We start from the raw sequence: 18,599 nt of genomic DNA on the forward strand, positions 1-18,599 counted from the left end.
TTGCGGCCGCGCCGATGAATTTCGCGGGTAAGCGCGGTCCTCACACTACGAACACACAGGTGGCGGCAAGCCCAGCCGCCACCTCGCATCAAACGCCAGATGGAAGGACAGGCTGTGCTCCTAGAGAACAAGACAGCGATCATCTATGGCGCCGGCGGGGCCATCGGCGGCGCCGTGGCGCGGACCTTCGCCCGCGAGGGCGCCAAGGTCTTCCTCTCTGGCCGAACGCTCAGCAAGGTCGAACGCGTGGCGAGGGAGATCGTAGCGGCCGGCGGTACCGCCCAAGCCTTTCAGGTCGACGCCATGGAAGAACGGGCCGTGGAAAGCCACGTGGCCGTTGTCGTCGAGCAAACCGGGCGGCTGGACGTGTCCTTCAACGCCATCACCGCAGTTCCGCAGCCTGGCACGCAGGGTATTCCTATCGCTCAGCTGTCGGTCGACAGCTTCACCGCGCCGATCACGACCTACATGCGATCACACTTCCTGACGGCGCGGGCGGCGGCACGGCGGATGGCCGAGCAAGGCTCCGGCGTGCTGCTGATGCATACCCCTGAACCGGCGCGGCTCGGAGCGGCCCTGGTCGGAGGGATGGGTCCCGCCTGGGCCGCGATGGAAGCCTTTAACCGCAACCTGTCCGCCGAATTCGGTCCCAAGGGTGTCCGCGCGATCTGCGTGCGCTCGAGCGGCATGCCGGAGACGGAGACAATCGACGTCGTCTTCGGGCTGCATGCCAACGCGATGGGCATCCCCCGCGAGCAGTTCCAAGGCTTCATCGAGAGTCTGACGCACCGGAAGCGCTCGACCAAGGTCTCCGAAGTCGCGGAGATGGCTGCCTTCCTGGCTTCCGACCGCGGCAGCGGCATGACCGGAACCGTGGCCAACCTGACCGGCGGGCTGATCGTCGACTAACGGGCAGACGTCGCGAGGGCCGTCCTGGAGCGCCGCCTGACGTTCGAACCCATCCGGTTCGGGGCAAACGCCTTTCGAACGTCAGTTGCCCCGCACGACGAGAAATCGCGATTGACCGATGAATTCCTCGCCGTCCGTGGTCTCCACAACATGAGCGATGGTCGATCAGAACAGTCCCGGAAAGGAATCTTCCGTCATGGGTAAGCTGATGGTATCTAGTTTCGTCTCTCTCGACGGCGTCATCGAGGCTCCGATGGCCTGGGGAGGACGGTTCTTCGACGATGAGTGCAGAGAGTATGCTCTTCGGAAGCTCGACGACGTCGAGTACTTCCTGCTTGGCCGCAAGGCCTACGAGGCGTTTGTCCCGGCCTGGACTACCGTAACAGGGAATGCCTACATCGACCGGATCAACGAGCTGAAGAAGCTCGTGGCGTCGACGACGCTCAACGAGGTCAGGTGGAACGCGTCGCTCATCAAGGGCGACTTGGCCAAAGAGCTCGCCACGCTGAAGAGTCAGGTCGGCGGTCACATCCTGAAATACGGCATCTCGCAGTTGGACAGGACGCTGTTGGATAACGGGCTCGTCGACGAATACGACGTCTGGATCATGCCGACCCGCGCCGGTCAGGGCAAACGGGCCTTCGCCGACGTCGACGCGGACCAGCTCAATCTGGAGCTCATCCGCACGCACGCGTTCCGAAATGGCGTCGTGGTCCTCAAGTACCGCCCCAACTAACGTTGCGACCAAACCATCAGCAACGTGGCTTGCTTGGCCGCATCCGGTCAACGGCACCAGTTGCCGTGCCTAGACTCGAGAGGAAGACGCCATGAGCTACGAAAAGATCTTCGAATACGACCTCGATATCACCGGCGTGACTGACTACGGCGCCGATATGGAGGCGATACTTACAGGGCGAGAGAGTGTGCCGCTGCAGGGCGCTCAATTCGACCTCTCGCTCGCGGGGCCCGTCAAAGGGCGCGTAACGGGCACCCTGCGCGGCGTCGATTACCTGCGTGTGCGTCCGGACGGCCGCCGCGAACTCGAACTCAGGGGCACCATCGAAACCGATGACGGGAGCCGGATCGCGTTCTCCGCCGAGGGCGTCGGGTCCCCGCGAGACGGCGAGCCGATCGTCGAGCTGGCCGTGAAAATCGATCTCCTGACGGCCGTGGCCGCCTATTCGTGGGTCAACGCGAAACCGGCCTGGGGTTCGGGGTACGCGAACCTGGCCACCAACAAGATCCACATTGACGTCTATCTGCACTGACGTGCGGCCTGCCGACCTGTTCAGCAAGGCGCCCGTACATGAGGAACCACGATGACGCCAGCGAGTGACCCGCACTCGGCTCTGACCGCGCACCTCATGGAACGCTTCAACGCGGCGTTTCTGGAGTACGCGCCTGAGGTGCTTGATGATCTGGTAGCGGACGATTGCGTGATCGAGAACACACCGTCGCCGCACCGAACGGCGATCGGTACGTCGGCAAGGCAGCCTGCCTCCATGGCGGAGCATTGTCTCAAATCGTGGAGCGCGCTTTGACCAACATCTGGGGCGCGGACAGAACGATTCCAATCCGCGGCGTGAGCTTCGTGCGGGTACGCGACACCTTGATCGTCAAGGCGCTCGGCTACGCCAAAGGTGCGAACTAAGGTGTGCGTGCGGATGGCTGGCGGGACCTCGATTTGCGTCTTCGCCCGGCCGATGAGTTTCGGGCGGCCCGCGGTCTCCACAACATCAACAGCTGTCGATCAGAGGAGTTCTGGATCATGTCGTCGGAGAACGGGGTGTTGCGGGGCAAGCGCGTGGTCGTGCTGGGCGCCAGCCGCGGCGTCGGCCGCGAGATTGTGCTGCATGCGTCGGCCGAGGGTGCGCAGGTCTTGGCGGTCGCCAGGCAAGCGCACGGCTTGGCCGATCTTGAAAAAGAGATGCGGGGCGTCGACACGCTGGCGCTGGACGCGGCCTCGGAAGCCGCGCCGCTGAAGGTCTTCCGAAGGGCGAGGCCCGACCTCTTGGTGATATGCGGCGGCGCCACCCCGCCGACCCGTCCGATGTCCGAGCTGAGCTGGGCCGAATTCGGCATCAACTGGGAAGTCGACGCCAAAATGGCATTCCTGTTCTGCCGCGAGGCGTTGCGGTTGCCGCTGGCGCCGGGCTCGGTCGTCGTGATTATCTCCAGCGGCGCTGGTCTTGGCGGGTCGCCAATTTCCGGCGGTTACGCCGGCGCCAAGCGGATGCAGATGTTCATCGCCAAGTACTGTCAGGCCGAATCCGATCGCCGCGAGCTTGGCATCCGCTTCGCGGCGCTGGTGCCCTCGCGCGTCATGCCGGAGACCGACCTCGGGCAGGCCGCGGTGAATGGCTACGCCAAATACCTCGGCGTTCCGGCGGAAAAGTTCCTCGAGAACATGGGCCCGCGGCAGTCGCCCACGGATGTTGCCAAGGCGGTCCTCGACATTGCGATGAAGCCACCGGCAGAGCCGGGATCGATCTTCACCATTTCAGCCGATGGCTTCGCGGCGGCAAGCTGAAGATGGCAAGATGGACGAGCTGCGCAGCCGGAAAGTCGAGGGGGGCGTCATGAAAGATAAGGAGCTCGTGAGCTCTGTGGGCGACACTCCGCCCAGTCGCGCCGACTTCGCCAAGGCGGCCGAGATGCGCCACCGCGCGCTCAAGCTGCACTGCTATCGCATGCTTGGGTCTCTGCACGAGGCCGAGGACGCGGTCCAGGAAACCATGCTGAGGGCCTGGCGGGGTTTCGACGAGTTCGAGGCGCGCTCCTCGATCAAGAACTGGCTCTACCGGATCGCGACCAACGTGTCCCTGAACATGATCGCGAGCCGTTCGAGGCGCGGCCGGATGATGCCCGATCAGGTGGAGGGCCCGGCGACCCAGAGGCCGCAGGGGCGCCCGGACACCGGGACCCTGTGGATCGAGCCCTATCCCGACGCCGAGCTGGCGAGCCTCCCCGATCCCGCTGCGGGGCCAGATGCCCGCTACGAGCTACGTGAGTCCGTCCGGCTCGCGTTCGTCGCAGCGATCCAGCAACTGCCGCCGCGTCAGCGGGCCGTGCTGTTGCTGGCCGACGTCATGGGCTGGTCCTCGATCGAGGTCGCCTCCGTGCTCGATGCTTCCGTTGCGTCGGTGAACAGCGCCCTGCAGCGGGCGCGGGCCAAGCTGGCCGCGATCGATCGCGATGTTCGACAGGCCCCGATGACAGACGAACACCAGCGGAGCCTGCTCGAGCGGTACGTGCAGGCCTGGGAAAGCGCGGACCTAGAACGGTTCGTCGCGCTTCTGAAGGAAGACGCCGTCTATGCGATGCCTCCGTGGCGAGAATGGTATCGGGGCCGCGGTTCGATCGGGGATTTCTTCGGGGCTGTCTGGCCCGCCTATCGCGGCTTTCGGCTTGTTCCGGTCGGCGCTAACCTCCAACCGGCCTTCGCCCTCTACACCCTCGGCGCCGAAGGGCGCTGGAACGCACATTCGCTACAGCTTCTGTCGCTGGACAGAGACGGGATCGCGACGTTCACGGCGTTCATGCAGCCGCTTGCCCAGAGGCTTTTCGCGGCATTCCAGCTGCCGACCATCCGGGAAGCCTGATGGTTCTGCGCGAGATCGGTTGGGCTTGGATCCGTGATCTCATGTCTCTCGAGGCTTCGGCGGCCGCAGGCAACTTCACGCATGCCGCCAAGGCTCCGACGACGGAAACTGAAGGGTTGGCCCGTATTTGGATGAGCCATCGATGGATTTCATGAGAAGATTGGAGGAGCGAAGGAGCGGCGCTACCCGCGAAGTTGCTCGATCGTCAGATCCTCGTCGCGCACCGATTCAGTGGATCGTCAGAGCGATCCACCGCAGGGCTTGCCGCCGGGATAATCGACTTCGGTGGATCGCTCTTCGCGAGCAGCGATCCGCCAGCCCCTCGTCTTCGACCCTCGCCCCGCCATAGCGGCGCTCGGATTGAGCCAGCGCAAGTCTCATTCCACGGAAGTACGTCCCTTGCGCCACATCCATGTTCATGGCGGTCGGCAACGCCTGCACGCCCTCGATCATTTGCCGAAGGACGTGGTACTTCGTCGGCACCATGTCGTTGGCCCGAAGCATGCCCAGGTGGCGCTTCACCGCCTCGATGTCTGCTTCCGAAAGGCCTTCGGCGATCATGCGATCGCGATCCTGTGGACGCACGGTAGCGCCATGTCCTTGGGCATCGAGCAGGGTGAAGGTCCACAAGGCCCACTTATCGTCGGATCGCGCCTGGTCGACGTCAAAGTCAGGCGCGTTCTTGGCGGCGAGCGCCACCAAATCCAGCTTGGCGACCTGCTTCTCGACGATAGCATGGAGCATTGTCTCGATTTGAGACCGTGACAGCTGATCCGTACCATCAGCAAGGATGGCAACATCATCCAAGAACAGGTTGACCTGGGTAGCCAGGCGGCGAGCCGCCGCGCGGTTCGACGTTTGCAGGCTCATGGAAAGATGCTGGCGGCCGAGCACCTTGGCAAGCGCGCGAGGGGTACGGCGCCGCCAATAGTAGACGGCCTGGCGGCGAAAGATGTGGAAAGCCATTGCAGCAGCGCCCCAGCCAGGCCGGTTTCGGCAGCAATTTCAGGGGAACTGGGACCTCTGGCTGGGGCGGGAGGGATCGAACCTCCGAATGGCGGAATCAAAATCCGCTGCCTTACCGCTTGGCTACGCCCCAACAGGCGACCCGGGGTCGGTGGAAGAACTGGCTACCGCAGATTCCCTTCGGTCGCAGCCGGTCTATAGGGTGCGGCGCGGCATTTCAACCGCCTGGAGGGGCAAAATACCACAGCTTCCGGGACCGGGCGCACCACACTCTATCATACGTCCGGGCGAAGACCCGTTCCGGGCCGGAGCCGTCAGGCGTCCAGGCAGTTGAGACCACCTGCGTTTCATGGGAAGACGACGCCAATATCAGTCCACGGGAGTGAGCCATGACCTACCGCGCGCCGATCTCTGACATGCTGCTGTCGCTCAATCACGGCGCTGGCCTGAAGGCCGCCGTGGAAGCCGGCCATTACGGCGATTTCGACGCCGACATCGCGGCCGCCGTGCTGGAGGAAGCCGGCAAGTTCGCAACCGACGTGCTGGCGCCGCTCAACCGTGTCGGCGACGAGCACGGCATCAAGCTCGACGCGGGGAAAGTCACGACCGCGCCAGGCTGGCCCGATGCCTACAAGCGCTGGACCGAGGGCGGCTGGAACGCGGTGTCAGGGCCTGAAGCCTTCGGCGGCCAGGGCCTGCCCGTTGCGATCAACGCCGCCTGCACCGAGATCTGGAGCGCCGCCAACATCGCCTTCGGCCTGTGCCCGCTGCTGACGGCGTCCGCGATCGAGGCACTGGATGCGCATGGCAGCGAGGAGCTGAAGAAAATCTATCTCGAAAAGCTCGTCTCCGGCGAATGGACCGGCACCATGCAGCTGACCGAGTCGCAGGCCGGCTCCGACGTCGGCGCGCTGCGCACCCGCGCCGAAAAGCAGGCCGACGGCACCTATCGCATCAAGGGGACGAAGATCTTCATCACCTATGGCGAGCACGACATGACCGACAATATCGTGCATTTCGTGCTCGCGCGTCTTCCAGACGCGCCCGCCGGCACCAAGGGGATCTCGCTGTTCCTCGTGCCGAAGTTCATGGTGAATGCCGACGGCTCGCTCGGCGCGCGCAATGACATCTATGCGTCGGGCGTCGAGCACAAGCTCGGCATGCACGCGTCCCCCACCTGCACCATGACCATGGGCGATCATGGCGGCGCGATCGGCTTCCTCGTCGGCGAAGAGAACCAGGGCATGCGCTGCATGTTCACGATGATGAACCAGGCCCGCCTCGGCGTCGGCCTCGAAGGCGTCGGCGTTGCCGATCGCGCCTATCAACAGGCCTTGTCCTATGCGCAGGAGCGCAAGCAGGGCCGCGCCGTCGGCAAGAAGGGCGACGGCTCGGACGCGATCTTCGTCCACCCCGACGTCAAGCGCATGCTGATGCGGATGCGGGCGCAGACCGCGGCTGCGCGCACCATCTGCTACGCGACCGCGGTCGCAATCGACGTTTCGACCCGCGCCAAGGATCCAAAGGTCCGCGCTGACGCGGCCGCGCGCGCGGCGCTGCTGACGCCGATGGCCAAGGGCTATTCCACCGATATCGGCAACGAGGTCGCCTATCTCGGCGTGCAGGTGCATGGCGGCATGGGCTTCATCGAGGAGACCGGCGCCGCGCAGCACTATCGCGACGCCCGCATCACCGCGATCTACGAGGGCACCAACGGCATCCAGGCGATCGACCTGGTCACGCGAAAGCTCGCGGCCAATGGCGGCGCCGCGGTGTGGGCGCTGCTCGACGAGCTCTCGGCCATCGTCAAGCAGGTCGGAGCCTCCAACGATCCGGCTTTCGGCACCACGGGCGCAAAGTTGCGCGAAGCGCTGGACGCGCTGACGCGCACCAGCAAATGGCTGCTCGAGCGCGTCACGTCCGCACCGAACGAGGCGCTTGCCGGCGCAACGCCGTATCTCCAGCAGTTCGGCGCCACGCTCGGCGGCTGCCTGCTGGCGTCCGAGGCGCTCGCCGCGAAGGGCGACGGCCTTGCCGATGCGCCGCGCTATGTCTCGCTCGCGCGCTTCTTCGCCGAGAACATCACGGTGCAGGCGGGCGCGCTGGAGCGCACCGTGACGGAAAGCGCGGAGTCGGTCGCGGCCGCGGATGCGGTGTTGCTGGGGTAAGGTCTACGCTCCTCCCCGCTGTCATTCCCCGCGAAGGCGGGGAATCCAGTACGCCGCGGCCTCTCGGTAAACTACTGGATCGCCCGATCAAGTCGGGCGATGACACCGAATGTTGGGGACGCAGTTGGCCCACAGTCGGTCATCCTGGAGCTTCGCTCCGTCCGGGCTATGAAGCTGCGAGCTTCGCCCGTCTCCCCGGCCGCCACAGCACGATTCCCGCGGCCACGAGGTCGAGCACCACGCACATCGCAAACGCCATCGTGTAGTCGCCGGTCAGGCTGCGCACGAGGCCGACGATGCCCGGGCCGAAGGCGCTGACGACGCCGCTGATCGACGTGCCCAGGCCCATCGCGGCGGCAAAGGAACTGGCGCCGATCTCGCGCTGGATGATCAGGGGCGGGAACGTGATCATGTTGCCGATCGAGAAGCCGTACACGGCACAGCACACCAGCAGCGCCGTCGGGCTCGTGCTCTGCACCAGCACGAACAGCGCCGCCGCCTGGCTCGTCATCGACGCCGCGCAGGCCAGTCGCGGATCGAGCCGGTCGACGAACAGGCCGAGCGACAGGCGCCCGACCACCGCCATCGCAGCCATGATGGTGACGGCAAGGCCGGCGCTGGCGCGCCCGATCAGCGGTTCGAGGAACGTCACCTGGTGGATGATGAATCCCATCTGCGCCAGCAGCGCGATAGCGATCGGCAGCACCATGGTCCAGAACGCCGCGTTGGCGAGCAGCGCCTTGCGGGAATGAGCCGGCGCGGGCGCATCGCCATCGGCGGGGCGCTCACCCGATGCCGGCGGCAGCCCGGCCGGCCAGCGGATGAAGCCGACGACCACCGGCAGCACCAGCAGCACCATCACCATCGTGGCCGACAGCATTGCCGAACGGAAGCCGATGCTGCCGGTCAGCGACAGCAGCAGCGGAACGAGGACGATGCCGCCGCAGGTCGCGCCGTTGAAGGCGAGGCTGAGCGCGAGGCCACGGCGCCGATCGAACCAGGAGTTCAGCACCGTCGCGATCACCACGGTGCCCATGCCGGTCCAGCCGACCGACATCAGCGCATAGGCGAGATAGAGCTGCCAGGGCGTCTGCATCAGCGCCAGCAGCACGGTCGATGCGCCGAGCGCCGACAGGCCGCACAGGATCAGTGAACGCAGCCCGATACGGGCGAGCAGATCGTCGGTGAAGATGACCAGCACGGAGGTCAGGAGAAACGAGAAGGTGCTGGCCGCGGAGACCAGCGTGCCCGGCCAGCCATGGGCGCGCTGAAGCTCGGCGAGATAGACGCCCTGACCATACAGGCCGAAGCCGAACATGAAGAAGGCCATCAGGAAACAGGCCAGCACGACCCGCCAGCCGCGATAATGCAGCGAGGATTCGTCGACACGCGTTGCTGCAATCATCAATCGAGCAATCGGCCAAATGGAACGGCGCGATCGTGCACCACAACCACCGGTTTTTCAAATTAAACATTGTAGCCATTTGTTGCATTGCGCAATGGAGCGTGCAAGACAATACAACCGGCGCGATCTGACGCGATGCGGTTCCGGGACGGAAGTTATGACAGCGGTGTCATCCACCGGGCTCACGGGATCGCTTTCGAAAAGGTCGCGCGGGCGGATTGGCACGCCTGCGAGATGATGTAGGCTGATGTTTGCGAGACTCGCCAAGGTCAAGCGTCGCGGCGAGCGCAGGGGGTCCTTATGCCGAATGGCAATATCATCGTCGCCGAAGAGCGTGGAACGCGCGTGATCACCCTGCGCCGCCCGGGCAAGAAGAACGCGATCACGCAGGACATGTATCGGGAGATGAGCCACGCGATCGACACCGCGCAGAACAACCCGGATATCCGCTGCATGATCATCACCGGCGGCTCCGGCGTGTTCACCGCCGGCGACGACATCGACGATTTTCTGAAGGCCGACACGGCACGCCCGGAGACGCTGTCGAACGGCGCCAGGTTTCTCTATTCGCTCGCCCTCAACGTCAAGCCGATCATCGCGGCCGTCGACGGCGCTTCGATCGGCATGGGCACCGTGATGTTGTTCCATTGCGACTACGTGCTCGCATCGAACGCGGCGACCTTCTCCGCGCCCTATATCCACCTCGGGCTGGTGCCGGTCGGCGCCGCCAGCCTCTTGATGCCGAACACGATGGGTTACCAGCGCGCCTTCGCGATGCTGGTGATGGGACGGACCTTCACCGCCGCGGAGGCGCACGCTGCGGGCTTCGTCAACACCGTGGTCTCGCCGGGGCACACCGAAGTCGAGGCGCGCAAGGTGGCGCGCGAGATCTGCCGGCTGCCCGCCGAGGCGGTCGCGATCTCGCGCAGGCTGCTGCGTACCCCACCGGAGGAACTGACCCGCCGCATCGACCAGGAGACCCATCTGTTCGGCGAGCGTTTGAAGTCGGACGACGCCGTGGCTGCATTCAACGCGTTCGCGAACAGGAAGAAGCGATAGAGCCCGCTTTCCCTCTCCCCTTGTGGGAGAGGGTGGCTCACCGCGTAAGCGGCGAGACGGTGAGGGGTTGCTTCCGCGAGCACCCCTTTCGCATCGTCATTCGCGGATAGAACCCCTCATCCGGCGCTTCGCGCCACGGGGAGAAGGAAGGAATCGCGGTACGTTCACGACAATGCTTCGTGAAATCTTCGCGCTGAACGACTAATCTGGTTCCATGCGACATCTTCTCCGCCTGATCACTTTCGCCCTCGCGCTCGCCGCCCTGCCCTCCTCTGCCCAGACCGCCGCACCGGTCGAGCTGCGCATCCTTGCGATCAACGATTTTCACGGCAATCTGCGGCCGCCGCCCGGCGGCATCCGCATCAACGATCCCGAGGATCGAAGCAAGAAGGTCATGGTGGCGGCCGGCGGCGCCGAGTATATGGCGACGCTGGTGAAGCAATTGCGCGAAGGGCACAAGAACACGATCTTCGTGGCCGCCGGCGACCTGATCGGCGCGAGCCCGTTCCTGTCGGCGATGTTTCACGACGAGCCTTCGGTCGAGGCGCTCTCGATGATGGGGCTCGCGATCACTTCGGTCGGCAATCACGAGTTCGACGAGGGCAAGGCCGAGCTGCTCAGGATGCAGAACGGCGGCTGCCATCCGGTCGACGGCTGCCAGGGACCGCATCCCTTCACTGGCGCCAAATTCCACTACCTCGCCGCCTCCACCGTGGAGACAGCGACCGGTCAAAGCGTGCTGCCGCCGTTTGAGATCCGTGAGTTCGACGGCATTCCCGTCGCCTTCATCGGGCTGACCTTGAAAGGCACCGCTGGCATCGTGTCGCCCTCGGGCATTGCCGGCCTCGAATTCCGCGACGAGGCCGAAACGGTGAATGCGCTCGTGCCGCAACTGAAGGTGCGCGGCGTGGAAGCGATCGTCGTGCTGATCCACGAAGGCGGCGAGCCCGCCGGCGACTACAATGAGTGCCCGGGCATTTCGGGGCCGATCGTCGAGATCGTGAAGAAATTCGATCGCGCCGTCGACGTCGTCGTCAGCGGCCACACCCATCGCGCCTATGTCTGCGATATCGACGGACGGCTGGTGACCAGCGGCGACAAGTACGGCACGCTGGTCACGGCGATCGATCTCAAGCTCGATCCGGCGACGCGCGACATCGTCGGCGCCAAGGCCGAGAACGTGATCGTCGCCAATGCCTCGCTGGCGAAGGACGCGGAGCAGACCGCGCTGATCGAAGCCTATGACAAGCTCGCCGCGCCGATCGCCAACCGGCCGGCCGGATCGGTGACGCAGACGCTGTCGCGCATTCCGAACGAAGCCGGTGAAAGCCCGCTCGGCGACGTCATCGCGGACGCGCAGCTCGCCGCGACGAAGGAGGCCACGAATGGCAGCGCTGTCATCGCGCTCACCAATCCCGGCGGCATCCGCACCGATATCGTTCCGAAGGAGAACGGCGCGGTGTCCTTCGGCGAGCTGTTCGCGAGCCAGCCGTTCCGCAACCGCCTCGTCACCATGACGCTGACGGGCAGCCAGCTCAAGGAGATGCTGGAGCAGCAATGGCTCGATCCGAAGCGGCCGCGAATCCTTCAGGTGTCGAACGGGTTCAGCTACGCCTGGGATGCGTCGAAGCCGTTCGGCGAACGCGTGATGGCCGAGAGGATGACGCTCAACGGCAGGCCGATCGAACCTGGAAGCGGCTACCGCGTCACCCTCAACGATTACCTCGCCGTCGGCGGCGACGGTTTTACGGTCGCCAAGCAAGGTGCGGCCCCGCAATATGGCGGCTACGACGCGGACGCATTGTTCGCGTTCTTCCGGGCGCACGGGCCGATCGGCCCGCTGCCGCCGAGCCGCATCCTGCGCGTGAATTGATTCGGATCAAACGGGCCGGAACGGGACAACCCTTTGCCATTCCCGGTGAAGCGCATAGATTGGGTTTTGCATTGCGTTTTGGCGCCGGATGCGCCAAGCGACGTCAAGAGCCCGTTCCCAGTGAGCCCGACCTGATGAGCACGCTTCTCCTCTCCCATAAGGCCTGCCTCGACCACGTCACGCCGCCGGGACATCCCGAAAGGCCGGACCGCCTGCGCGCAGTGGAGGAAGCGCTGTCGCATGAGCGTTTCCAGTTCCTCGTCCGCGACCAGGCGCCGGAGGGCGATCTCGATCTCGTGACGCTGTGCCACAACGAGCATTACGTCACCGAGCTGCGCCACATCGCGCCGACCAGCGGCCTCGTCTATATCGACGGCGACACCTCGATGTCGCCGGGCACCTGGGAAGCGGTGATGCGCGGCGTCGGCGGCGCGGTCGCGGCGACCGAAGCGGTAATGGCGGGCGAGCACCGCAACGCCTTCGTCGCGGTGCGCCCGCCCGGCCATCACGCCGAGATCGGCAAGCCCATGGGCTTCTGCTTCTTCGACAATGTTGCGATCGCCGCGCGTCACGCGCAGCGCAAATACGGCATCGAGCGCGCGGCCATCGTCGATTTCGACGTGCATCACGGCAACGGCACGCAGGACATCTTCTGGTCGGACCCCACGGTGATGTACTGCTCGACGCACCAGATGCCGCTGTTTCCGGGCACCGGCGCGAAGGGCGAACGCGGCGACCACGACACCATCGTCAACGCGCCGCTGGCGTCCGAAGATGGTGGTCCGGAATTCCGCAGCGCTTTCGAGAACCTGATTCTGCCGCAGCTCGAAAAATTCAGCCCCGAGCTCCTCATCATCTCTGCGGGCTTCGATGCGCATTATCGCGACCCGCTGGCCTCGCTGAATTTGCGCGCGGAGGATTATGCCTGGGTGACGCGCAAGCTGATGGACCTTGCGGACAAGTCCGCGGGGGGCCGCGTTGTTTCGGTGCTCGAGGGCGGTTACGACCTGCAAGGACTGAAAGAATCTGTTACGGCGCATGTCGGCGCCCTGATGGGCGCCTGACGAGCCCGCCACATTAAGCCCGCAAAACCCTGCTTCTTCTGCATGTGAAGCGAATCGGGCAATCGGAAACGGATATGGCCGAAAATACCCAAGTCGACGTCTCCAGGCTCACCTTCGAGCGCGCGATCGAGGAACTCGAGACGATCGTGAAACGGCTAGAGGACGGCAAGGTGCCGCTCGAGGAATCCGTGACGATCTACGAGCGCGGCGAAGCACTGAAGCGCCGGTGCGAGGAATTGCTGCGCCAGGCCGAGGCGCGGGTCGACAAGATCACCACCGATGCGAGCGGCCAGGCCACCGGCACCGCGCCGCTCGACGTCCAGTAAGGGACGACGACCAAAGCCTGTTTCGGGCATCGGACGCCTGCAATTTTTTCATGATCGCACGCTGCTGGCTGTGTCCATGGGGCGGACGGCCAGGCACTGAGATCGAAGAGTTCCCGCGCGGGAGCCATTCGGCCCCGCGAATCGAGCGGAAATAGCCTTCCTCTCGCCCAAAATCCTGCCGGGGAACCGGGCAAGGCAGGAACCTCCCCGCGGGCGCCGCAGTTAACCACTCTGGCCCGGGGGTTGCAGGTGCATGCCCGTAATCGCCCCAACGGGTTGGCTTTGGCCCAAGCTTTGGTGTAAAGCTGCGCGGAGTGTGGCTTTTTGTTAGCCTTGCGTGGGCACCGATTACCGACGACAAGCGCTTCAAATTGCTAATGAAATTGGCTGGGACGGACGAAGCCGATCTAAGTGACAGGGATCACAGAGACTGAACCGGAGCACACTTAAGCTCACCTAAGCTTGAAGACGGGGCCCTGCCCCATGCAGGTGGCTCCGACGGTTTAAGGACTCGCGCTGCGCCGATATTGTGCAAACCCATCGCGCACCGGAACGACCTTCCGGCGCTGACAAATTGGAAATCGCCGTGAACGCATACAGTAAGACGCCGCTCCTCGACACCATCCGGACACCGGAAGACCTGCGCAAGCTCAAGATCGAGCAGGTTCGGCAGGTCGCCGACGAGTTGCGGCAGGAGACCATCGATGCCGTCTCGGTAACCGGCGGTCACTTCGGCGCTGGTCTCGGCGTGGTCGAGCTCACCACCGCGATCCATTACGTCTTCGACACGCCGCGCGACCGGCTGATCTGGGACGTCGGCCATCAGGCCTATCCGCACAAGATCCTCACCGGGCGACGCGACCGCATCCGCACCCTGCGCACCGGCGGCGGCCTGTCCGGCTTCACCAAGCGTAGCGAGAGCGATTACGATCCGTTCGGCGCGGCGCATTCCTCCACCTCGATCTCCGCCGGCCTCGGTATGGCCGTGGCGCGCGACCTCTCCGGCGGCAAGAACAACGTTATCGCCGTCATCGGTGACGGCGCGATGTCGGCGGGCATGGCCTATGAAGCCATGAACAATGCCGGTGCGATGAACTCGCGCCTGATCGTCATCCTCAACGACAACGACATGTCGATCGCGCCGCCGGTCGGCGCCATGAGCGCCTATCTGTCGCGTCTGTATTCCGGCAAGACCTATCGCACGCTGCGCGAGGCGGCCAAGCAGATTAACAAGCGCCTGCCCAAGATCATCGCCAACCGCGCCAACCGCGTCGAGGAATATTCGCGCGGCTTCATGATGGACGGCGGCACGCTGTTCGAAGAGCTCGGCTTCTATTACGTCGGCCCGATCGACGGCCATAACCTCGATCACCTCCTGCCCGTGCTGAAGAACGTCCGCGACATGGAGGAAGGCCCGATCCTCGTCCACGTCGTGACGCAGAAGGGCAAGGGTTACGGCCCGGCGGAAGCCTCCGCCGACAAGTACCATGCCGTCGTCAAGTTCGACGTCGCGACCGGCACGCAAGCCAAGGCCAAGCCGAACGCGCCCGCCTACCAGAACGTGTTCGGCCAGAGCCTCGTCAAGGAAGCGCAGAAGGACGAGAAGATCGTCGCCATCACCGCGGCGATGCCGTCCGGCACCGGCGTCGACATCTTCAACAAGGCGTTCCCGGACCGCACCTTCGACGTCGGCATCGCCGAGCAGCACGCGGTGACCTTTGCCGCAGGTCTGGCGAGCGAAGGCTACAAGCCGTTCTGCGCGATCTACTCGACCTTCCTCCAGCGCGGCTACGACCAGATCGTGCATGACGTCGCGATCCAGAATCTCCCCGTCCGCTTCGCGATCGACCGCGCCGGCCTCGTCGGCGCCGACGGCGCGACGCATGCCGGCTCGTTCGACAACGCCTATCTCGGCTGTCTGCCGAACATGGTGATCATGGCGGCGGCCGACGAGGCCGAGCTCGTGCACATGGTGGCAACCCAGGTCGCGATCGACGACCGTCCGAGCTCGCTGCGCTATCCGCGCGGCGAAGGCCGCGGCATCGAGATGCCCGAGGTCGGCATTCCGCTCGAGCTCGGCAAGGGCCGCGTGATCCGTCAGGGCAGCAAGATCGCCCTGCTCTCGTTCGGCACGCGCCTCGCCGAATGCGAGAAGGCGGCCGACGAGCTCGCCGCCCACGGCCTTTCGACCACGATCGCGGATGCGCGCTTCATGAAGCCACTGGACACCGAGCTGGTTCTCAAGCTCGCCCGCGACCACGAGATCCTGATCACGATCGAGGAAGGCTCGGTCGGCGGCTTCGGCTCGCATGTCGCGCAATTCTTGACCGACCAGGGCGCGCTCGACAGCGGCATGGTCAAGTTCCGCACGATGGTGCTGCCCGACGTGTTCCAGGACCACGACACCCCTGCCGCGATGTACGCCCGCGCCGGTCTCGACGCCAAGGGCATTGTCGCCAAGGTGTTCGAAGCGCTCGGCAAGGACGTGAAGACCGAGACGGTCAAGCTCGCCTGAGGGGCGAGCTTCGACCTTCAGCGAAGCAGCGCGACGTCCATGAATATCTATCTGGCAGGCCCCGACGTGTTCCTGCCGGATGCGGTCGAGGTCGGCCGTCGCAAGGCGGACATCTGCGCCCGCTTCGGGCTCACCGGCCTCTATCCCCTCGACAACGCGATCGATCTCACCTCGCCTGATGCCTCGCGGCAGATCTTTTGCGGTAACGAGGCGATGATGGATGCGGCCGACGCGATCATCGCCAACCTGACGCCGTTCCGCGGTGCCGGCGCCGATCCCGGGACCGTCTACGAGCTCGGCTATATGGCCGGGCGCGGCAAGTTTTGTCTGGCCTATTCCAACGATGGCGCCGCCTATGCCGACCGCGTCGGCCGCTTCATGGACGTCACCTCCGAGGACGGGCGGCTGGTCGATGCGCAAGGCCTGACGGTTGAGGATTTTGGCCTCGTCGACAACCTCATGATGATCCATGCGCTGGAACTGCACGGCTGCCCGCTGGTAACGCCGGCCACGATGCCGATCGACGTCTGGCACGATCTCGCCGCGTTCGAGGCTTGCGTCCGGATGGCGGCCGCGCGATTGATTGCACCATAAGCGCATCAATCGTCCCAAAAATCGTCTCATGAGAGCATGATGTCCCCTCCCCGCAAGCGCGCGGATATTCTGCTGGTCGAGCGCGGCCTGTTCGAGAGCCGGGCGCGGGCGCGCGCGGCCATCGAGGCCGGCCTCGTCATGGCCGACGACAAGCAGGTGACAAAGCCGTCGGAGACCATCGCCGAGGACGCGGTGATCCAGGCCGAGCCCGCGCACCCCTACGTGTCGCGCGGCGGCGTCAAGCTCGCGGGCGCACTGGAACGCTACCCGATCGAGATCGAGGACCACGTCTGCCTCGACGTCGGCGCCTCCACCGGCGGTTTCACCGAGGTGCTGCTGGCCAATGGCGCAAGCCTGGTGTTCGCCATCGATGTCGGCACCAACCAGTTGCATCCCTCGCTGCGTGGTCATCCAAAGATCGTGTCGATGGAGGAGACCGACATCCGCGCCTATGAAGGCAAACGCCTGCCGGCGCGGCCCGATATCGTCGTCATCGACGTCAGCTTCATCTCGCTGAAGACCGTGCTGCCCGTGGCTCTGTCGCTGGCGGCTGCACCGATGAGCCTGCTGGCGCTGATCAAGCCGCAATTCGAGGCCGAGCGGAAGCACAACAAGAAGGGCATCATCCGCGACGCCGCCGTGCATCGGGAGATCTGCGACGACATCGCGGCCTTCGCCGCCTCGCTCGGCTGCACCGACATCGAGGTGTTTCCCTCGCCGATCACCGGCGGCGACGGCAACAGCGAATTCTTCCTGGGCGCGCGCCGTGGTTGAGCGCCTGAGGATCGATCACGTCGGCCATCGCGGCGACGGCGTCGCGCTCGACGCCGGCGAAGCGATCTATGTGCCATATGCGCTCGGCGGCGAGACCGTCGAGGTCGACCACGTCGCGGGCAATCATCCCGACCGCCGCAAGCTGCTCGCGGTCGATGTCGCAAGCCCCGAGCGCATCGCACCGTTCTGCCCGCATTTCGGCGTCTGCGGCGGCTGCGCGATCCAGCATTGGGCGGCCGAGCCGTATCATGCCTGGAAGCGCAGCATCGTGGTCGAGACGCTGGCGCAGGCCGGCATCGATTGCGAGGTTGCGCCGCTGGTCGATGCCCATGGCGTGGGGCGCAGGCGCGTCACGCTGCACGGCCGGTTCGGCACGCATGACATCCTCAAGGTCGGCTTCTCGGCAGCGAGCTCGCACGACGTCATCCCGATCCATCGCTGCCCGATCCTCGATCCCGCGCTCGACGGCGCACTCGATGCCGCCTGGGCGCTGGCCGAGCCGCTGACGTCCAAAATGCCTGTGACGAAGCCGCTCGACATCCAGGTCACGGCGACCGCCAACGGCCTCGACGTCGACGTGCGCGGCTCCGGCCCGCTGCCGACGCCGCTGGTCACGGCGCTGTCGCGCGTCGCCGAGCAGCATCGCCTGGCGCGGCTGACGCGGCACGGCGAGCTGGTGCTGCAACGCCTGCCGCCGACGATGAAGATGGGCCGTGCTGAAGTCACGCTGCCGCCGGGCTCGTTTTTGCAGGCAACCGTCGCGGGTGAAGAGACGCTGGCGTCTCTCGTCGCCGAGCGCGTCGGCAAGGCCAAGGAGGTTCTCGACCTCTTCTGCGGCGTCGGGCCGTTCGCGCTGCGGCTCGCTGAGAAGGCCCGCGTCACCGCCTATGACAACGACGCCGGCGCAGTTGCCGCGCTGGCAAAGGCCGCGCGCGCGCCCGGCCTGAAGCCAATCAAGGCTGAGCCGCGCGACCTGTTTCGCCGCCCCCTTATGCCCCAGGAGCTGCGCGACTTCGACGCCGTCGTGTTCGATCCCCCGCGCCAGGGCGCACAGGCGCAGGCACTGAAGCTCGCCGCAAGCAAGGTGCCCGTCATCGTCGCGGTCTCCTGCAACGTCGCAACCTTCGCCCGCGACGCACGGCTGCTGATCGATGGCGGTTACAGGATCGACGGCGTCGTGCCGGTCGACCAATTCCGCCACACGCCGCATGTCGAGCTGGTGGCGCGGTTTGCGCGGTAGCTGCTAGCCTCGCGGGACGGTCCGCTGTGGGCGCCTCATCAAATTGATCCGGTGCCGATCCGAACCTTGATACCGGTCAACCACCCGAGCTTCCGGTGACGCTA

The 18,599-nt window shown here is 65.2% G+C and carries 17 protein-coding genes and 1 tRNA gene; 15 read left to right on the top strand and 3 right to left on the bottom strand.

The window, feature by feature from the left end; all coding sequences use genetic code 11:
• Positions 1–99: 99 nt before the first annotated feature.
• The 6 genes from E4K65_RS31025 (at position 100) to E4K65_RS31050 (ending at position 4,511) form a co-directional block, all read left to right on the top strand.
• On the top strand, positions 100–909 hold the full coding sequence (locus E4K65_RS31025; protein WP_135177355.1) for an SDR family NAD(P)-dependent oxidoreductase: 810 nt from the start codon (positions 100–102) through the stop codon (positions 907–909).
• 196 nt (positions 910–1,105) lie between these two features.
• Positions 1,106–1,645, top strand: a complete 540-nt coding sequence (locus tag E4K65_RS31030) for a dihydrofolate reductase family protein (RefSeq protein ID WP_135177356.1) — start codon at positions 1,106–1,108, stop codon at positions 1,643–1,645.
• A 91-nt stretch (positions 1,646–1,736) separates the two neighbouring features.
• On the top strand, positions 1,737–2,177 hold the full coding sequence (locus E4K65_RS31035; RefSeq protein ID WP_135177357.1) for a DUF3237 family protein: 441 nt from the start codon (positions 1,737–1,739) through the stop codon (positions 2,175–2,177).
• Between the two features lie 96 nt (positions 2,178–2,273).
• Positions 2,274–2,450, top strand: a complete 177-nt coding sequence (locus tag E4K65_RS48240; protein ID WP_209312102.1) for a nuclear transport factor 2 family protein — start codon at positions 2,274–2,276, stop codon at positions 2,448–2,450.
• A gap of 227 nt (positions 2,451–2,677) precedes the next feature.
• Positions 2,678–3,439 carry an SDR family NAD(P)-dependent oxidoreductase gene (locus E4K65_RS31045; protein ID WP_135177358.1) on the top strand — a complete coding sequence of 254 codons (762 nt, stop codon included), beginning with the start codon at positions 2,678–2,680 and terminating at the stop codon, positions 3,437–3,439.
• Positions 3,440–3,449: 10 nt separating this feature from the next.
• Positions 3,450–4,511: an RNA polymerase subunit sigma-70 gene (locus tag E4K65_RS31050; RefSeq protein ID WP_209312103.1), complete on the top strand. Its 1,062-nt coding sequence runs from the start codon at positions 3,450–3,452 to the stop codon at positions 4,509–4,511.
• A 228-nt stretch (positions 4,512–4,739) separates the two neighbouring features.
• On the opposite strand, the gene E4K65_RS31055 is transcribed toward E4K65_RS31050, so the two are convergent.
• Together E4K65_RS31055 and E4K65_RS31060 are read right to left on the bottom strand one after the other, a co-directional pair.
• On the bottom strand, positions 4,740–5,477 hold the full coding sequence (locus tag E4K65_RS31055) for a DUF6538 domain-containing protein (RefSeq protein WP_135177359.1): 738 nt from the start codon (positions 5,475–5,477) through the stop codon (positions 4,740–4,742).
• 58 nt (positions 5,478–5,535) lie between these two features.
• Positions 5,536–5,610, bottom strand: a tRNA-Gln gene (locus E4K65_RS31060).
• Positions 5,611–5,866: 256 nt separating this feature from the next.
• Here E4K65_RS31060 and E4K65_RS31065 point away from each other — a divergent pair.
• Positions 5,867–7,645, top strand: a complete 1,779-nt coding sequence (locus E4K65_RS31065; protein WP_135177360.1) for an acyl-CoA dehydrogenase family protein — start codon at positions 5,867–5,869, stop codon at positions 7,643–7,645.
• Positions 7,646–7,811: 166 nt separating this feature from the next.
• Here E4K65_RS31065 and E4K65_RS31070 read toward each other — a convergent pair whose 3' ends face one another.
• Positions 7,812–9,050, bottom strand: coding sequence for an MFS transporter (locus E4K65_RS31070; protein ID WP_135177361.1), 1,239 nt, complete (start codon positions 9,048–9,050; stop codon positions 7,812–7,814).
• Positions 9,051–9,350: 300 nt separating this feature from the next.
• Here E4K65_RS31070 and E4K65_RS31075 point away from each other — a divergent pair, with 300 nt between their 5' ends.
• The 8 genes from E4K65_RS31075 to E4K65_RS31110 all read left to right on the top strand — a co-directional run bounded on the left by E4K65_RS31075 (position 9,351) and on the right by E4K65_RS31110 (position 18,495).
• Positions 9,351–10,109 carry an enoyl-CoA hydratase-related protein gene (locus tag E4K65_RS31075; RefSeq protein ID WP_027546175.1) on the top strand — a complete coding sequence of 253 codons (759 nt, stop codon included), beginning with the start codon at positions 9,351–9,353 and terminating at the stop codon, positions 10,107–10,109.
• 214 nt (positions 10,110–10,323) lie between these two features.
• Positions 10,324–11,982 (top strand): bifunctional metallophosphatase/5'-nucleotidase, encoded by a 1,659-nt coding sequence (locus E4K65_RS31080; RefSeq protein ID WP_135177362.1) that lies wholly within the window; start codon positions 10,324–10,326, stop codon positions 11,980–11,982.
• Between the two features lie 134 nt (positions 11,983–12,116).
• Positions 12,117–13,046: a histone deacetylase family protein gene (locus E4K65_RS31085; protein ID WP_135177363.1), complete on the top strand. Its 930-nt coding sequence runs from the start codon at positions 12,117–12,119 to the stop codon at positions 13,044–13,046.
• Between the two features lie 74 nt (positions 13,047–13,120).
• Positions 13,121–13,372: an exodeoxyribonuclease VII small subunit gene (locus E4K65_RS31090; RefSeq protein ID WP_008132970.1), complete on the top strand. Its 252-nt coding sequence runs from the start codon at positions 13,121–13,123 to the stop codon at positions 13,370–13,372.
• A gap of 586 nt (positions 13,373–13,958) precedes the next feature.
• Positions 13,959–15,887, top strand: coding sequence for a 1-deoxy-D-xylulose-5-phosphate synthase (gene dxs, locus E4K65_RS31095; RefSeq protein ID WP_167771288.1), 1,929 nt, complete (start codon positions 13,959–13,961; stop codon positions 15,885–15,887).
• 39 nt (positions 15,888–15,926) lie between these two features.
• Complete coding sequence (locus tag E4K65_RS31100; RefSeq protein ID WP_135177365.1) at positions 15,927–16,481, top strand: nucleoside 2-deoxyribosyltransferase; 555 nt, start codon at positions 15,927–15,929, stop codon at positions 16,479–16,481.
• A gap of 39 nt (positions 16,482–16,520) precedes the next feature.
• A complete protein-coding gene (locus E4K65_RS31105; protein WP_027546180.1) occupies positions 16,521–17,255 on the top strand; it encodes a TlyA family RNA methyltransferase in 735 nt (244 codons plus the stop codon).
• Positions 17,248–18,495, top strand: a complete 1,248-nt coding sequence (locus tag E4K65_RS31110; RefSeq protein ID WP_135177366.1) for a class I SAM-dependent RNA methyltransferase — start codon at positions 17,248–17,250, stop codon at positions 18,493–18,495. Before E4K65_RS31105 ends, E4K65_RS31110 begins: the two co-directional genes overlap by 8 nt.
• The last annotated feature ends 104 nt before the right edge of the window (positions 18,496–18,599 follow it).

The sequence above is a fragment of the Bradyrhizobium niftali genome, assembly GCF_004571025.1.
Classification (GTDB): domain Bacteria; phylum Pseudomonadota; class Alphaproteobacteria; order Rhizobiales; family Xanthobacteraceae; genus Bradyrhizobium; species Bradyrhizobium niftali.

Coding starts and splice junctions, on each gene's coding strand:
- E4K65_RS31025 (WP_135177355.1), top strand. CDS start 100: ATGGAAGGACAGGCTGTGCTCCTAGAGAACAAGACAGCGATCATCTAT.
- E4K65_RS31030 (WP_135177356.1), top strand. CDS start 1,106: ATGGGTAAGCTGATGGTATCTAGTTTCGTCTCTCTCGACGGCGTCATC.
- E4K65_RS31035 (WP_135177357.1), top strand. CDS start 1,737: ATGAGCTACGAAAAGATCTTCGAATACGACCTCGATATCACCGGCGTG.
- E4K65_RS48240 (WP_209312102.1), top strand. CDS start 2,274: ATGGAACGCTTCAACGCGGCGTTTCTGGAGTACGCGCCTGAGGTGCTT.
- E4K65_RS31045 (WP_135177358.1), top strand. CDS start 2,678: ATGTCGTCGGAGAACGGGGTGTTGCGGGGCAAGCGCGTGGTCGTGCTG.
- E4K65_RS31050 (WP_209312103.1), top strand. CDS start 3,450: ATGGACGAGCTGCGCAGCCGGAAAGTCGAGGGGGGCGTCATGAAAGAT.
- E4K65_RS31055 (WP_135177359.1), bottom strand. CDS start 5,477: ATGGCTTTCCACATCTTTCGCCGCCAGGCCGTCTACTATTGGCGGCGC.
- E4K65_RS31065 (WP_135177360.1), top strand. CDS start 5,867: ATGACCTACCGCGCGCCGATCTCTGACATGCTGCTGTCGCTCAATCAC.
- E4K65_RS31070 (WP_135177361.1), bottom strand. CDS start 9,050: ATGATTGCAGCAACGCGTGTCGACGAATCCTCGCTGCATTATCGCGGC.
- E4K65_RS31075 (WP_027546175.1), top strand. CDS start 9,351: ATGCCGAATGGCAATATCATCGTCGCCGAAGAGCGTGGAACGCGCGTG.
- E4K65_RS31080 (WP_135177362.1), top strand. CDS start 10,324: ATGCGACATCTTCTCCGCCTGATCACTTTCGCCCTCGCGCTCGCCGCC.
- E4K65_RS31085 (WP_135177363.1), top strand. CDS start 12,117: ATGAGCACGCTTCTCCTCTCCCATAAGGCCTGCCTCGACCACGTCACG.
- E4K65_RS31090 (WP_008132970.1), top strand. CDS start 13,121: ATGGCCGAAAATACCCAAGTCGACGTCTCCAGGCTCACCTTCGAGCGC.
- E4K65_RS31100 (WP_135177365.1), top strand. CDS start 15,927: ATGAATATCTATCTGGCAGGCCCCGACGTGTTCCTGCCGGATGCGGTC.
- E4K65_RS31105 (WP_027546180.1), top strand. CDS start 16,521: ATGTCCCCTCCCCGCAAGCGCGCGGATATTCTGCTGGTCGAGCGCGGC.